This window comes from Spiribacter salilacus (genome assembly GCF_009649225.1).
GTDB lineage: Bacteria > Pseudomonadota > Gammaproteobacteria > Nitrococcales > Nitrococcaceae > Spiribacter > Spiribacter salilacus.
Map to the genome: position 1 here is coordinate 24943 of NZ_WJPP01000001.1, position 15077 is coordinate 40019.

At 52.6% G+C, this 15077-nt stretch carries 14 protein-coding genes; 8 read left to right on the forward strand and 6 right to left on the reverse strand.

Annotated features, from left to right (window positions below):
* Nucleotides 1-51: 51 nt before the first annotated feature.
* Complete coding sequence (gene ppsA, locus GH984_RS00140; protein ID WP_369691867.1) at nt 52-2436, reverse strand: phosphoenolpyruvate synthase; 2385 nt, start codon at nt 2434-2436, stop codon at nt 52-54.
* A 50-nt stretch (nt 2437-2486) separates the two neighbouring features.
* On the opposite strand from ppsA, the gene ppsR reads away from it, so the two are divergent.
* The 7 genes from ppsR to GH984_RS00175 all read left to right on the forward strand — a co-directional run bounded on the left by ppsR (nt 2487) and on the right by GH984_RS00175 (nt 8880).
* Nucleotides 2487-3305 (forward strand): posphoenolpyruvate synthetase regulatory kinase/phosphorylase PpsR, encoded by an 819-nt coding sequence (gene ppsR / locus GH984_RS00145; RefSeq protein ID WP_153718202.1) that lies wholly within the window; start codon nt 2487-2489, stop codon nt 3303-3305.
* An 86-nt stretch (nt 3306-3391) separates the two neighbouring features.
* The gene (locus GH984_RS00150; RefSeq protein ID WP_253939066.1) at nt 3392-3832 is read left to right on the forward strand and encodes a DUF1249 domain-containing protein; all 441 of its coding nucleotides are present in this window, start codon (nt 3392-3394) and stop codon (nt 3830-3832) included.
* Between the two features lie 15 nt (nt 3833-3847).
* Nucleotides 3848-4234: an Rrf2 family transcriptional regulator gene (locus tag GH984_RS00155; RefSeq protein ID WP_153718204.1), complete on the forward strand. Its 387-nt coding sequence runs from the start codon at nt 3848-3850 to the stop codon at nt 4232-4234.
* Entirely contained in the window at nt 4224-5759 is a 1536-nt protein-coding gene (locus GH984_RS00160; protein ID WP_153718205.1) for an ABC transporter ATP-binding protein, read from the forward strand. Before GH984_RS00155 ends, GH984_RS00160 begins: the two co-directional genes overlap by 11 nt.
* Nucleotides 5752-6819: an ABC transporter permease gene (locus GH984_RS00165; RefSeq protein WP_253939067.1), complete on the forward strand. Its 1068-nt coding sequence runs from the start codon at nt 5752-5754 to the stop codon at nt 6817-6819. Before GH984_RS00160 ends, GH984_RS00165 begins: the two co-directional genes overlap by 8 nt.
* Complete coding sequence (locus tag GH984_RS00170; RefSeq protein ID WP_153718206.1) at nt 6812-7744, forward strand: ABC transporter permease; 933 nt, start codon at nt 6812-6814, stop codon at nt 7742-7744. The genes GH984_RS00165 and GH984_RS00170 overlap by 8 nt, the downstream gene beginning before the upstream one ends.
* Before the next feature lie 50 nt (nt 7745-7794).
* On the forward strand, nt 7795-8880 hold the full coding sequence (locus GH984_RS00175; RefSeq protein ID WP_153718207.1) for a BMP family ABC transporter substrate-binding protein: 1086 nt from the start codon (nt 7795-7797) through the stop codon (nt 8878-8880).
* On the opposite strand, the gene GH984_RS00180 is transcribed toward GH984_RS00175, so the two are convergent.
* From GH984_RS00180 to GH984_RS00200, 5 genes are all read right to left on the reverse strand, one after another.
* Entirely contained in the window at nt 8881-9588 is a 708-nt protein-coding gene (locus GH984_RS00180; RefSeq protein ID WP_153718208.1) for a response regulator, read from the reverse strand.
* Between the two features lie 8 nt (nt 9589-9596).
* On the reverse strand, nt 9597-10382 hold the full coding sequence (locus GH984_RS00185; RefSeq protein WP_153718209.1) for an amino acid ABC transporter ATP-binding protein: 786 nt from the start codon (nt 10380-10382) through the stop codon (nt 9597-9599).
* Nucleotides 10379-11476: an amino acid ABC transporter permease gene (locus GH984_RS00190; RefSeq protein ID WP_153718210.1), complete on the reverse strand. Its 1098-nt coding sequence runs from the start codon at nt 11474-11476 to the stop codon at nt 10379-10381. The genes GH984_RS00185 and GH984_RS00190 overlap by 4 nt, the downstream gene beginning before the upstream one ends.
* Nucleotides 11477-11481: 5 nt before the next feature.
* On the reverse strand, nt 11482-12525 hold the full coding sequence (locus tag GH984_RS00195; protein ID WP_253939068.1) for an amino acid ABC transporter permease: 1044 nt from the start codon (nt 12523-12525) through the stop codon (nt 11482-11484).
* Nucleotides 12526-12752: 227 nt separating this feature from the next.
* Nucleotides 12753-13772 carry an amino acid ABC transporter substrate-binding protein gene (locus tag GH984_RS00200; RefSeq protein ID WP_153718212.1) on the reverse strand — a complete coding sequence of 340 codons (1020 nt, stop codon included), beginning with the start codon at nt 13770-13772 and terminating at the stop codon, nt 12753-12755.
* Nucleotides 13773-13931: 159 nt separating this feature from the next.
* On the opposite strand from GH984_RS00200, the gene GH984_RS00205 reads away from it, so the two are divergent.
* Complete coding sequence (locus GH984_RS00205; protein ID WP_153718213.1) at nt 13932-15077, forward strand: iron-containing alcohol dehydrogenase; 1146 nt, start codon at nt 13932-13934, stop codon at nt 15075-15077.

Below are 15077 nucleotides of genomic sequence, written 5' to 3' on the forward strand. Positions count from 1 at the left end.
GCACCTCCTCCAAAATTGGTCTGACCAAATTACCGAAGTTGGCGCTTCAACTCAAGCGTTGCCGATTTCCTCGTTCGCCAGATAAAGCCAGGTCTCTACCACGCTATCGGGATTTAGCGAGACGCTATCAATGCCTTCTTCCATCAGCCAACGTGCAAGATCAGGATGATCTGAAGGCCCTTGTCCGCAGATGCCCACGTATTTATCGGCCTTGCGAGCCGCCTGAATGGCTAGATGTAATAGCGCCTTTACGGCTTCATCGCGTTCATCAAAAAGATGTGCGATCAGGCCGGAGTCTCGGTCTAGCCCCAAGGTTAGCTGGGTGAGATCGTTGGAGCCGATGGAGTAGCCATCAAAAATCTCCAAAAATTGATCTGCTAAAACCGCATTAGACGGCAACTCGCACATCATAATGACTTTTAGCCCGTTCTCGCCTTTGCGCAGGCCATTTTCAGCAAGTAGCTCGACCACCTGACGGCCTTCCTCAACCGTGCGAACAAAGGGAATCATGATCCAGACATTCTTGAAGCCCATGGTGTCTCGCACGTTGCGCAGGGCCTGGCATTCCAGCTCAAAACAAGGTCGGAAGTCTTCTGAAATATAACGCGAAGCGCCGCGAAACCCGATCATCGGGTTTTCTTCTTCTGGCTCATAGGCTTTGCCGCCAATCAGGTTTGCGTACTCGTTGGATTTAAAATCCGACATGCGCACAATCACTGGCTTATCAGGAAAGCTGGCGGCGAGGGTGGATATGCCTTCAGTCAGTTTTTGAACATAAAACCCAACGGGGTCATCATAGCCCGCAATTTGATTGCGAATGACTGATTGGAGTTCGGCTGGCTGCTGGTCAAACTCCAACAGTGCCCGCGGATGAATGCCGATCATACGGTTAATAATGAACTCCAACCGAGCCAAGCCAACACCCGCGTTGGGTAGTTGAGCAAAATCAAAGGCCCGGTCGGGGTTGCCAACATTCATCATAATTTTGAAGGGAAGCTCAGGCATGCTGCCAAGGCTTACCTCACGAATCTCAAAGTTTTTAATGCCCTGGTAGATGTAGCCTGTGTCGCCTTCTGCGCAAGAGACCGTCACATCGCTACCTTCGGTAATTTTGCGAGTGGCATCGCCGCAGCCAACAACCGCAGGAATGCCCAGTTCACGGGCAATAATTGCCGCATGACAGGTGCGCCCGCCACGATTGGTAACGATTGCCGCGGCCCGTTTCATGATGGGCTCCCAGTCTGGGTCGGTCATGTCGGTAACGAGCACATCGCCAGGTTCAACCTGATACATATCTTCGATGTCGGCCACCACACGGGCTTTGCCGGCACCAATCCGCTGGCCGATTGCGCGACCTTCGACGATGATTTCACCGCGTTCATGCAGGTGGTAGCGCTGCAGGCTTTGCGCGCCATCACGGCTTTTAACGGTTTCGGGCCGGGCTTGGAGGATGTAAAGCCGGCCGGTTTCGCCATCTTTACCCCATTCAATATCCATGGGCCGTGCGTAATGTTTCTCAATGATCATTGCCTGCCGAGCCAGCGCTTCAACGTCTTCATCGCTTAAGCAAAACTGCATTTGCTCTGCTTCGGTAGTTTCTACAATCTCAACGGTGCTCTTGGCCGTTGGGTCTGAGGCGTAGATCATTTTGATGGCTTTTTCACCCAGCGTTCGGCGCAAAACAGCCGGCCGGCCGGCTTCTAACGTGGCTTTGTGGGCATAGAACTCATCTGGGTTAACCGAGCCCTGAACCACGGTTTCGCCTAAGCCGTAAGAGGCGGTAATAAACACCACGTCACGAAAGCCTGATTCGGTATCCATGGTGAACATAACGCCCGAGGCGCCGGTATCGGAGCGCACCATTTCTTGAATGCCCGCAGACAGAGCCACTTCTTCATGCGCAAAGCCATGGTGAACGCGGTAAGAAATGGCACGATCGTTAAATAACGAGGCGAATACGTCGCGAATGGCATGTAAAACGTTATCTAGGCCTCGTACATTCAAAAACGTTTCTTGTTGGCCAGCAAAAGACGCATCGGGCAGGTCTTCTGCCGTAGCTGAGGAGCGAACAGCCACAGAAAGATCGGTTTTGCCGGTGCGTGCGAGTAACTGCTCGTAAGCGCCCACAATTTGCTCATGCAGTGCGGGTGGGAATGGGGTATCGATGATCATTTGCCGGATTTCTGCACCGGTTTTGGCTAACGCCCGAACATCTTCAACGTCTAGCCCGGTTAGCGCCTGTTCAATACGTGCGCGCAGGCCGCTACCGTCAAGGAAATCCCAGTAAGCTGCCGCAGTTGTAGCAAAGCCGCCGGGCACCTGCACGCCGGCATCAGCCAGGTTGCTGATCATCTCTCCGAGTGAGGCATTTTTGCCGCCAACTCGTTCTACATCGTTCATTCCTAGAGATTCAAACCAAACTACGTACTCGCTCACTTGCGATCTCCCTTAAACTATCCATATGTACCACTACAGGTGATTTTCTCATGCCCGAAGCGCGGAGTGTGTTTTTTGTTTCAGACGGCACTGGAATTACGGCAGAAACCTTGGGCCATAGCCTATTAACCCAGTTTGATTTGCCAGCAAATCCGGTGAGTTTACCCTTTACCAACAGTCCAGAGGCAGTGGATGCTGCCATTGAGCGAATAGAACAAGCTAGCACATCAGGGCTTCGGCCTATCGTGTTTAGCACCATAATCGATGCAGGTTTGCGTAATCGGCTACGCCGGGTAAACGCCGTGATTTTCGATTTTTTCGACACGTTCATTGCACCGCTTGAGAGTGAACTCGGGATGGAGTCTAGCCATACCATCGGCCGGAGTCACGGGATTGCTGATCCGCGTGCCTATGGCTTGCGAATTGATGCGATGAACTATGCACTTTCTCATGATGATGGTGCGACAGTTAGGCATTACGCCAAAGCCGATGTGATTTTGGTGGGCGTATCGCGTTCGGGTAAAACGCCAACGTGTCTTTATTTGGCCTTGCACTATGGGATTTTTGCGGCCAACTATCCGTTAACCGACGATGATTTGCTCAGCGGGCGGCTACCTGAGGTGCTACGCCCGCATCGGCAGAAGCTTTATGCATTGAATATTCGCCCAGAGCGGCTTGCGCAAATTCGCGCAGAGCGACGTCCGGGTAGTCGTTATGCGGCCTTGCGGCAATGCCAGTATGAAACGACACGCGCCGAGGGGTTATTTCATCAGGAAAAGCTGCCGCATTCTGATACCACCACCATGTCTATTGAAGAGTTAGCTGCAACGATTATTCAAACGTGCGCGTTACCGCGGCGACTCTATTAGATGGCCTGTGCTATCCTTTTTGGATGGTGTCACAGCTTGTTATTAGAGACAGCGAGTCTCCTACCGGCTGCAGCTTTGCCGGTCTCATGGAACTCTATGAAAACAATTACATCTTTCTGCGACGGCTGATTCCTCAGCTCGATCATGGAGATGATGTGATGGTGTCTTCAATTTCCCATGGCCCCGATCTTCATCTTGAGATCGAAGAGCGCTGTGCGTACACCACAACACTCGCGTTAACGCACCAATTTGCAGATCCGGTTGCGCTGGAGACGCTGCCTAATCTTCGCGTGCGTATTTATCATGATGCGCGCGTTGCTGAGGTCATGATGCATTCTGCGCCCCACGGTTTTGCCGGCGGCTGCGTTCGCACGCCCTCAACAAAAGGAACGCTTGCTTGGCGATGGCAGGTTAATCGTTTTCTGCAGCGCTGGCTTCGTTATTGTCTTGGCGAAGGCTATGGATTTCCGGTGGAGTTTGATGATCGGGTCACGTTACGACCACCTGCCCGGCGTTGGGCAGTTTAAAATCGGGCGGATATCATGAAGCTGTCTACAAAAGGCCGATATGCCGTTACGGCGGTAATGGACTTAGTTCTTCATCAACAACAGCATCCAGTCACGTTATCCGATATTTCTCGGCGACAGGGAATTTCTCTGTCGTACTTAGAGCAGTTGTTTTCCCATTTACGGCGCGCTGGCCTAGTACAGGGAATGCGTGGCCCTGGCGGTGGGTATCGCTTGGCTCGGTCTGCGGAGGATGTCTCGGTGGCTGAGGTCATCACCGCAGTCGATGGGCCGATCGATATGGATGGAGACAGATGTCTGACGCATGACCTATGGGACGAGCTATCGGGGCAGTTGCATGAGCTGTTATCGGATATCTCGCTGGCTAGTTTAGCGGAGAGGGAAGCGCAGATTGAGCAATAAGCCTTCTGAGTACCGACTAAGCACCCAGGGGCTTACTAAGCATTACCCCGGCACAATCGCGTGCCAAGATATTGATTTGACGATTCAACCGGGCGAAATTCATGCCCTGCTTGGTGAAAATGGGGCCGGAAAGTCCACGCTGGTTAAAATGATTTATGGGGTGACCGCGCCCACACGAGGTCAGATTTTCTGGGAAGGGCGGCCTGTGGTGCTTCGCAGTCCTGCGATGGCACGAGAGCTCGGTATCGGCATGGTGTTTCAGGACTTTGCACTGTTTGAAAGTCTGCGTGTTGTCGAAAATGTGGCGTTGGCCCTACCAAAGCGCGAACCTCATCGCGTGCTGGCCAAGCGGATTCAAACGGTTTCTGAGCGTTATGGGTTGCCCATCGACCCAGAAAAGCCCGTGGGATCATTGTCGGTGGGTGAGCGACAGCGGGTTGAGATTGTTCGCAGTCTGCTGCAAACCCCGCGGCTTTTAATTATGGATGAACCCACCTCGGTACTAGCCCCTCAGGCTGTGGAGCGCTTGTTCGAAACCCTGCGTCAAATTGCTGCGGAAGGGTGCTCGGTGCTCTATATCAGCCACAAATTGCATGAAATACGAGCGCTTTGTGATCGTGCAACCGTGTTGCGGCAGGGTCGGGTAACAGGTACTTGCACGCCGGCCGATGAGACGGCGGGTAACCTAGCCCGCATGATGATTGGTCAGGCGCTACCGGTTGTGAATCGCCCACCATCGAAGGTTGCTGATGTCGCTTTAGCGGTGAATACCCCGCGCATCAGCTCGGGTGATGAGCATGAGGTGGGCCTTGAAGCGCTGTCTTTTTCGGTCTCTCGTGGTGAGATTTTGGGTATTGCCGGTATTTCCGGTAATGGGCAGGGTGAGTTACTTCGGTTGCTCTCAGGTGAGCGGCTTGCACCGAGTGCTGATGCCATTCGGATTAATGGTGAACCGGTGGGGCAATATGGCGTTGCCAAGCGCCGCGAGCGCGGGATGGCCTATATTCCGGAAGATCGTCGCGGACAGGCAACGGTAGCAGATTTGCCGTTAACCGATAACGCTACGCTAACCGCCATCAATACTCAGCCAATCACGCAATATGGGCTTATGCGACATGCGGCCATTCAGGCGTTCACCCAACGTTGCATTGAAATCTATCAGGTGGTTTGCAGCGGTTCGCAAGCGCCTGCGCGGTCTTTATCTGGCGGTAATTTACAGAAGTTTGTGGTTGGCCGAGAGCTATTACAGATGCCGCAGTTATTGGTCTGCGCGCAGCCAACTTGGGGCGTAGACGTGGGGGCTGCCGCGTTCATCCGCCAAAAGCTGCTTGATCTGCGCTCAGAGCAAACCGCCATTGTGGTGATTTCTGAAGAAATTGAAGAGCTATTTGAAATATCAGACCGCATTGCGGTGATCGCAGACGGGCGACTGAGCCCTATTCGCTCCGTAGCAGATAGCTCTTATGAGCAAGTGGGGCTGTGGATGAGTGGGTTATGGGATTCGGAAGGGGCGCTCAATGCTTGATTGGCCTATTCGAATTGTACGTCGTGATCGGCCGTTGGCCCGTATGCGCTATCTCAGCCCGCTGATGGCGATCGTGTTAATGATGTTAACCGGTATGCTTATTTTCCTGGCGCTAGGGCGTGATCCGGCAGAGGGGTTTTATACATTTTTTATAAGGCCTATCAGTAGTTTGTATGGGTTTGGTGAGTTATTACTCAAAGCCACACCATTGATGCTTTGCGGCATTGGGCTTGCCATTGGTTTTCGGGCCAACGTTTGGAATATCGGTGCTGAGGGGCAGTTTATGCTTGGCGCCGCTGGGGCAACAGGGGTGGCATTAACCTTTCCTAACTTACCCGCGTTCTTGCTGCTTCCGCTTATGGTGGTGAGTGGCGCGCTGGCCGGCATGGCATGGGGTGCCATTCCGGCCTGGTTGAAAACACGTTTTAACGCCAATGAGATCTTAGTTTCCTTAATGCTGGTGTATGTGGCGGGGTTTTTGGTGTCTTGGTTAGTCTTTTCGCCATGGCGTGACCCCATGGGCTTTGGCTTCCCGCAAACCGAGATGTTGAGTTCTGCGGCTTTGCTCCCCCGCATTTTACCGGGTACACGGCTGAATATTGCGATCTTTTTGGCGATTGCGCTTGTCGCAATCACCTGGATTGTGTTGCAACATACGGCAATTGGTTTTCGTTTGCGGGTCACGGGTCGCTCAAGGTCCGCTGCCGGATACGCGGGGTTTTCGATTCAGCGAGCCGTCTGGATTGGTTTGCTTTGCGGTGGGGGCGCGGCGGGCATTGCCGGCATGACTGAGGTGGCCGGCCCCATGGGGCAGTTGACCGACAAAATTGCGCTCGGCTATGGGTTTGCTGCGATTATTGTGGCGTTCCTTGGCCGGTTACACCCCCTGGGCGTTCTACTCGCGAGTCTATTAATGGCGCTTTTATTTTTAGGCGGTGAGCAAGTTCAACAGCATATGAATTTGCCTAAGTCGATATCGATGGTGTTTCAAGGGTTATTGCTTTTTTACCTGCTGGGCGCAGATTTACTGGTTAACTATCGGTTGAAGTGGAATGGATAGCGGGTTGATTCAAGAAGTGGTCTCAGCCACGCTCCTTGCGGGCACGCCACTAATTATTGCGGCGTTGGGGCTGTTGATGAATGAACGCGCCGGGGTGCTCAATTTGGGCGCCGAGGGCATGATGTCGCTGGGTGCGGTTTATGGGTTCATCGCAGCGCTATCGTTTTCCTCCCCAGTTCTTGGCCTAGCGGCAGGTTTAATGGCGGGCGCATTGGTGGCAGGTGGGTTCGCCTTGCTAACCATCACGCTCCAGGCCAATCAGGTGGCATCAGGGCTTGCGTTGGCAATATTTGGGGTGGGTTTAGCCGGCTTTGTCGGCAAACCCTACGAGTCACAGTCATTAAAGGCGGTGGGTGAGTGGTCAATCCCGCTACTCGTCGATATCCCGTGGCTGGGGCCCATTTTCTTTCAACAGCAACCCATGGTTTATCTGTCTTGGGTCCTATTTGGCGCGGTGTGGTGGTTTTTATATCGCTCGCGTAGTGGGCTTTTATTAAGAGCGGTGGGTGAAGATCCAGCGGCGGCGCATGCCATTGGTCGATCAGTGGTGGGAGTCCGTTATCTAGCTGTGATTTTTGGTGGTGCGCTGTGTGGCCTGGGTGGGGCGTGTCTGTCCATTTTTTATGCACCGATGTGGGTGGAAGGGCTGATTGCGGGGCGTGGTTGGATTGCGCTTGCGCTGGTGGTTTTTGCGACTTGGCGGCCGTTTCGTGTTTTGCTTGGGGCATATCTGTTTGGTGGTGTGCTGATCGCGCAATTGTTTTTGCAAGGGTCTGGGGTAAAAATCTCAGTGCCCTCCCAACTGTTATCTTCGCTACCTTATTTGGCAACCATTATCGTTTTAGTGCTCATCTCGCGTGATTCAAGACGAATCCGGCAGCATTCACCGGCTTCGCTCGGGCGCGCTTTTCGGGCAGACGAATAAGAATTGCCTGCTATGCTTTATGTTGATCCATTACAAAAGGAGCTCCTTCGATGAAGCTTGGAATGAGACGGGCTGCTATTGCAGCCATTGCGGTTTTAGGATTTGGGGGAATGGCGGCGCATGCCCAGCCAGACGTTAAAGTTGGTTTTGTCTACGTTAGCCCGCTGGGGGAGGCCGGTTGGTCGTACCAGCATGAACTGGGGCGGCAGGCATTAGAAGCGGCCCTCGGTGATCAGGTAGAGACACGTTATGTCGATAACGTATCTGAGGGCGCAGATGCTGAGCGAGTGATTCGTGAATTTGCCTCTAGTGGTCATGATTTGGTAATTGCCACCAGCTTTGGCTATATGAACTACGTAGAGCGCGTTTCTCAGGAATTTCCTGATGTGCAGTTTTTGCATGCCACCGGCTATAAAGATGGGGCAAATTTTGCCAACTACAATGCACGCTTTTATGAAGGCCGTTACCTGACTGGCGTGATTGCAGGGCACATGTCTGAGACGGAGACTCTAGGCTATGTGGCGGCAGTGCCGATTCCTGAAGTGGTGCAGGGCATTAACGCGTTTACCCGTGGGGCACGCAGCGTTAATCCAGACATTGAAGTGCGGGTTATTTGGACAAATAGTTGGTATGACCCCGGTCGTGAGCGCGAAGCAGCAAACACCTTGCTGGCTCAGGGTGCCGATGTTTTAACGCACCATACCGATTCCACCGCCGTTGTTCAGGCCGTTGAAGATTCTGATCGCACCGCATGGGGCGTTGGGTACCACTCTGATATGAGCGAGTTTGGCCCTGAAACGCATTTAACCGCCACCACGCATCATTGGGGTGATTACTACATTGATGTTGTGGAATCGGTTATTGAAGGCACTTATGCGCCCAGTAACCTATGGGGTGGTCATGCCGAGGGTATGATTGATATTGCACCATTGAATGATGCGGTGCCAGCGGATGTGGCGGCCGAAATTGAAGATCTGCAGGCATCGATGCGAGATGGCGAATTCCATCCTTTTACTGGCCCTGTGGTTAATCAAGCGGGCGAAGTTCTGCTTGAGGAAGGGGCTGTGATGTCCGATTCAGATCTCAATCAAATGAATTATTTTGTGGAAGGCGTTGCCAGCGAATTCCCAAATTAATTAAGGCAGCATTGATGTGGGGCTTGGTTCACCGTTAATCGTCTGAACAAGCCCCATGTTAACTGCGGCTAGCGTGGCTTCTGCCCGACTGCGTACGTTAAGTTTAAGGTAAATAGACTTTACATGACCCGCTACGGTTGATGCGCGTATCGCAAGGGCCTCTCCTACCTGATGCCGATCCATTCCTCGCGCCAAAAGGGCAAGCACTTCTAGCTCGCGCTGCGTTAATCCTGCGTCATTCGGGTCTTTTAATCGCACTGCTGAGGATTGATGGGGTGGTTGCGCTTGCTTGAGCTTCAGCAACGTGATCATCAGGCGTGCAATTTCGGGGGATAGCGCTGGTTCTCCACGAAAGATGCTGCGCAGCAGCTGCCGAAGGCTTTGGTCGTTTTCTTTTTTTAATAAAAACCCGTCTACCCCAATGCGAAAAGCCTGCATGACGTGATCTTCGTCGGAATTATTAGAGAATATAAGCCGTGGTGCTTTCGGTTGCAGCCCACGGACTTGCTCTAGCAACTGCAAACCAGAACCATCACTCAGATAAAAGTCGGTGATTAAAATTCCTGGCATTCTTTGCTTTATTCGCTTCCTTGCGTTGGCCAAGGTGGCCTCGGCACAAACGATTAAACTGGGTCGAAGTGAAATGAGCGCATTAAGAAGCCTGTTTCGTGCGATTGGGTCCGCATCTACGATCAGGGCATGGCGCATTCTCTCTCCTAATGTTGCAGTATTTGATCCAAAAACTCTCTCGTTCGGGGTTGTTGCGGATTATTGAAAAATGACTGCGGAGGTCCTTCTTCCACGCATTCACCACCATCCATGAAAATGACTCGATCTGCTACTGTTTTAGCAAATCCCATTTCATGGGTAACACAAAGCATTGTCATCCCGCTACCTGCCAACTCAATCATGACGTCGAGTACTTCTTTGATCATCTCAGGATCGAGCGCTGAAGTGGGCTCGTCGAATAGCATGATCTTTGGTTTCATACACAGCGATCTTGCAATGGCAACCCGTTGTTGTTGCCCACCCGACAACTGCCCCGGGTACTTATGGGCTTGTTCTGGAATTTTAACGCGCTCCAGATATTCCATTGCAATTTCGATGGCTTCTTTGCGAGGCGTTTTTCTCACCCAAATAGGGGCAAGTAGACAATTCTCTAACACGCTCAGGTGAGGAAAGAGATTGAAGTGTTGGAATACCATGCCCACTTCACGCCGGATTGCCTCGATGTTTTTAAGGTCCTCATTAAGCACAACACCGTCGACAATAATCTCGCCGCGCTGATGGGCCTCAAGATGGTTAATGCACCGAATGAACGTAGATTTGCCTGAGCCAGAAGGCCCGCAAATGACGATTCGCTCCCCTTTTTTAACGTTAAGGTTCAGCGACTTTAAGACATGAAATTGTCCAAACCACTTATTCAGGTCTCGAACAATAATTATGTCTTCATCCGCAGCCGCTGACTCTACTGGCGCTATGATGTGTTCTTCACTGTTCATGTCTTATGCCCTGTATCGAGTTTTTTCTCTAGGTTGTGGCTATATCGCGACATGCCGAAGCAGAAGATCCAAAAGCATAAGGCCACGAAAAGATAGCCCTCTGCTGCCACTGATCTCCAGGCCGGATCGCTAAGGGTTGAGCGGACCGCGCCGAGCAAATCGAACAAACCGATAATCAGCACCAAAGTGGTGTCCTTAAATAGCGAAATGACCGTATTAGCAATACCCGGGATGACGATTTTCAGCGCCTGCGGCAAAATGATTAACCGCATACTGCGCCAATAACCAAACCCTAGTGCTTGTGCCGCCTCATATTGCCCTTTTGGGATAGCCTGCAAGCCGCCACGTACCACCTCGGCCATATAGGCAGATTGAAATAGCGTGATGCCGATTAGCGCGCGCAGCAATTTGTCGAAGCTAACCCCTTGGGGCAGAAAAAGCGGCAGCATGACCGAGGCCATAAATAAAATGGTGATCAGCGGAACGGCACGCCAGAATTCAATAAATGTGACACAGATGCCCCGAATGACGGGCATTTCTGAGCGACGGCCTAACGCTAACACGACCCCAATGGGTAGGGCGGCAATAATGCCCACATACGCAAGAATAAGGGTGAGCATCAGACCGCCCCAGCGCGACGTTGCCACTGGGTCTAGGCCAAAGAAGCCCCCGTTGATAAGAACAAAGCCAAGCACGGGAAGCCCGGTGATGCCAAATAAAGCCAACCATTTTCGCCCGGGTGCGCGTGGAAAAAATTGTGGCACCACCGTAATAAGAAACAGGACAAAGACGATATTAGGCCGCCAGCGCAGCTCAGCGGGGTAAAACCCATAAAGGAAGAACCCGAGGCGTTGTTGGATAAAGATCCAACATGCTGCGCCCGGTCGGCAGTCATCGGTACCTTCACCCGTCCACACAGCGCTGATTAGGGCCCAGTTAATCACCGGACCAAGCCAAATGATCAGCAAATAGCCCACCACCAGAGACGCGATGCTGTTATACCAGGTTGAGAATAAGTTTTGACGAAACCACCCCCACAACCCACGTTCGCTGGGTGGGGGTGGCAGGTCAGGCAAGGGTTGATGCACGGCCATCGTGTCTATCGCTCCTTGAGGGCAACTGCCCGGTTGTAGATATTCATCAGCATAGAGATCGAAAGGCTAATCGTTAGATAAACCGCCATCGTGATTGCAACAATTTCTACCGCTTGGCCAGTTTGGTTGAGTGTGGTGCCCATAAACACGTTGACCAAGTCGGGGTACCCAATAGCGGTTGCTAACGAAGAATTCTTCGTGAGGTTGAGATACTGACTCGTGAGTGGAGGAATAATCACCCTTAGCGCCTGCGGCACGATCACCAAACGAAGTACGCGGCGCGGTGGCAACCCCAATGCCGCGGCCGCTTCGGTTTGCCCGCGGCTGACCGATATAATGCCCGAGCGCACAATCTCTGCAATAAATGAAGCGGTATACAGCGTGAGCGCTAAAAGCAGAGCGCCGAGCTCAGGAATAACAGTAATCCCGCCGCGGAAATTAAACCCACTGAGCGCAGGCACATCCCAGCCAATGGGGGAGCCCAGCGCAAAATAGGCAATGATAGGGGCGCCGAGGATGAGCGCAGCGGATACGGGCAATACCGGAAAGAATTGCCCGGTTGCTGCTTGGCGCCGTTTGGCCCAGCGCGCTATGGCAAGGCTGATGATGATGGCGATAATCAGCACAATCCCTACGGCGCCCGAGCCTGCCTCAAAAATGGGCTTTGGAAGGACGATGCCGCGCAAGTTTAAAAAGGCAACCTCGCCGATGCTTACACTTTGTCGTGGTGAGGGCAGTGTGCCCAAAACGGCGAAGTACCAGAAAAAAATCTGTAGCAACAACGGAATGTTGCGGAATATCTCGATGTACGCGAGCGCGAGGCGCGCAATCAGCCAATTGTTTGATAGTCGCAGCACGCCAACGATAAATCCTACAATCGTGGCGAAAATAATCCCTAAGCCCGAGACGAGTAATGTGTTGGCAAGGCCAACAAAAAAAGTTCGCCCGTAACTCATGGATTCGTTGTATTCAATCAGACTCATGACAATGCCAAAACCGGCGGATGAGTCTAAAAAGCCAAAGCCCGTGCTAATACCACGGCTGGCCATGTTGGTTAATGTGTTTTGAAACAGTGAGTAGCCAACCCATGCAACCGCTAGGATGGCTAAAATTTGAAATACCGCGGAACGAACCCGGGGATCATTCCAGGGTTTGACGCTAGATTTTGGCGGAAGTGACGGGTCGCTGTTCATCCTATCCCCAGCAAAATCCGGTGACACCGGCCGCAGTATAACTGCCGTACCTGTGCCACCGGTTACCTAATGGTTACCCTTGCTTAGCGAACCGGTGGGGCGTAGAGAATGCCACCATCTGTCCACAATGCATTGACGCCACGGCTCAGGCCGATTGGGGTATCAGGGCCCACGTTCCGCTCAAACATCTCGCCATAGTTGCCGACCTGGCTGATGACTTGATAGCCAAAATCAGCGGGCAGGTTCAACAAGTCGCCCATGTCTCCGGCCGTGCCAACGATACGTTGAACATTCGGATTATCAGACGACAGCATGTCATCCACATTATCCATGCTCACGCCATATTCTTCGGCGTTGATTTGCAGGAATAACACCCACTTGACGACATTAAACCACTCGTCATCACCCTGACGGACAACAGGCCCTAAGGGCTCTTTGGAGATGATCTCAGGCAGAACCACCGCGCTGGATGGGTCGCTGAGCTGAGTCCGCAACGCGGCGAGCTGTGAAGTATCTGAGGTCAGAATGTCACACCGGTTGTTGTCAAATCCAGAAACAGACTGCTCAGAGGTATCGAACACGATGGCTTCATATTCCATACCATTGGCACGGAAATAATCGGCTAAGTTCAACTCTGTGGTGGTGCCAGCCTGAATACAGACGGAAGCGCCATCGAGCTGAGTTGCACTATCAACGCCGAGTTCGGATTTCACTAGGAAGCCCTGACCATCGTAGTAGTTGGTGCCGGTAAAGTTAAGACCGAGCGACGCATCGCGAACGGTCGTCCACGTGGTGTTGCGGGAGAGCATGTCGATCTCACCGGACTGCAAGGCGGTAAAACGCTCTGCCGCGGTTAATGGAACAAACTCAACGGCGTCTGCGTTACCAAGGACAGCAGCGGCAACGGCGCGGCAGGTATCGACGTCGATACCCCGCCAAGTGCCATCACTGTCAGGTTGAGAAAAACCGGGAAGACCGGTGCTAACACCACAACGCAGTTCACCTGCGCTTTGAACATCTTCTAAGGTAGCCGCTTGGGCTTGCATGCCCAGTGTAAGCAACCCAGCGGTTGCGAGACTGATTGAAGCAAGTGTCTTTTTCATGATTTACATATCCCTGTTGGTGAAAGTATCCACAGAATCGAAAGCAATAAGCATGCCATTACCCTTTTTCTTGTCCTTAACGGGCATTTCCACCTCTGTGTAGTTTCTTTTATGGCATATCTGCACCATATTGAACAAATCGTTTTTTAGGTGCACCAAATGGAAGCAAGTTTTTTTCAGCTCAATTTATCACCACAAACCCAATGGGGGCGCGGGTCTGCAAGTTTTTCAGTAACTAAAATCAGTCAGTGGGGGCGCCGTGTATTTTTGGTGCATGGCAGTGCGTTTGAGCGTATTGAGTGGTTTTACAATGCGCTTATCGCAGAGGGACTTCAGATTGAGCGGTTTACATGCGCACAAGAGCCCACACTCGACTTAGTGGAGCGGGGTAGTAGAATTGCGCGGGAATTTTCAGCGGAAGTTATTGTGGCAATTGGCGGTGGGGCAGTTATTGACTGCGCAAAAGGCATTGCGGGGCTTGCACCCGCCTCAGGCGCTCTTTTGGACTATCTTGAGGTGGTCGGTAGCGGTAAAACGCTGGAGACGCAGCCTTTGCCATTGATTGCATTGCCAACCACGGCCGGCACTGGCGCAGAAGCAACGGCCAATGCGGTGATAGACGTGCCTGCGGCCGCCCGGAAAGTTTCACTGCGAGATAGGCGGTTACTGCCGCAGTTAGCCGTGATTGATCCGGGCTTAACGGATGGCTGCCCAGCTCAGGTCACGCTGGCCAGTGGGCTTGATGCCATCACTCAAGTGATTGAGCCGTATGTCAGCGGTAAGGCTAATCGGTTTTCTGATGCGCTTTGTCGCGCGGCCATACCGCTGGGGTTAAGCGCATTGCAAAGGCTCATGACACAAGACAGCCGCAACGCACGTGATGACATGGCATGGTGCAGTTATTGTGGTGGTGTGGCTTTAGCCAATGCAGGGTTAGGGGCGGTGCACGGCCTGGCAGGCCCGCTTGGTGGCGTTATGCATGGCCCGCATGGCGCAATTGCCGGCCGGCTGTTGCCGGCGGTGCTAGCAGAAAACAGCCGCCAGGCAGTTGGCCTAGCGCAAGACCGGCTACGTGAGGTTCAGCAGTGGTTGGGTGATGCGTTTGATGTGTCTGGATCAGACGCAATTAAGGCGCTTGAGGCATGGATTGATCGATGTGGACTCCCAAGGCTGGGAGAAATGGGCTTAAAAGACGAGCAAATTGTCTCCGTTGCTGAAGCAGCAGCAGAGTCATCATCAATGCGCGGTAATCCCGTGCCGTTAACAAAAGCGCAATTAATCAATATTTTGCAATGCAGTATTTAG

Excerpts from the sequence above, each read along its gene's own strand:
- GH984_RS00180 (WP_153718208.1), bottom strand. The coding sequence starts at position 9,588 with ATGCGCCATGCCCTGATCGTAGATGCGGACCCAATCGCACGAAACAGG.
- GH984_RS00195 (WP_253939068.1), bottom strand. The coding sequence starts at position 12,525 with ATGGCCAGCCGTGGTATTAGCACGGGCTTTGGCTTTTTAGACTCATCC.
- GH984_RS00175 (WP_153718207.1), top strand. The coding sequence starts at position 7,795 with ATGAAGCTTGGAATGAGACGGGCTGCTATTGCAGCCATTGCGGTTTTA.
- GH984_RS00200 (WP_153718212.1), bottom strand. The coding sequence starts at position 13,772 with ATGAAAAAGACACTTGCTTCAATCAGTCTCGCAACCGCTGGGTTGCTT.
- GH984_RS00190 (WP_153718210.1), bottom strand. The coding sequence starts at position 11,476 with ATGGCCGTGCATCAACCCTTGCCTGACCTGCCACCCCCACCCAGCGAA.
- GH984_RS00150 (WP_253939066.1), top strand. The coding sequence starts at position 3,392 with ATGGAACTCTATGAAAACAATTACATCTTTCTGCGACGGCTGATTCCT.
- GH984_RS00155 (WP_153718204.1), top strand. The coding sequence starts at position 3,848 with ATGAAGCTGTCTACAAAAGGCCGATATGCCGTTACGGCGGTAATGGAC.
- GH984_RS00205 (WP_153718213.1), top strand. The coding sequence starts at position 13,932 with ATGGAAGCAAGTTTTTTTCAGCTCAATTTATCACCACAAACCCAATGG.
- ppsR (WP_153718202.1), top strand. The coding sequence starts at position 2,487 with ATGCCCGAAGCGCGGAGTGTGTTTTTTGTTTCAGACGGCACTGGAATT.
- GH984_RS00170 (WP_153718206.1), top strand. The coding sequence starts at position 6,812 with ATGGATAGCGGGTTGATTCAAGAAGTGGTCTCAGCCACGCTCCTTGCG.
- GH984_RS00185 (WP_153718209.1), bottom strand. The coding sequence starts at position 10,382 with ATGAACAGTGAAGAACACATCATAGCGCCAGTAGAGTCAGCGGCTGCG.
- GH984_RS00165 (WP_253939067.1), top strand. The coding sequence starts at position 5,752 with ATGCTTGATTGGCCTATTCGAATTGTACGTCGTGATCGGCCGTTGGCC.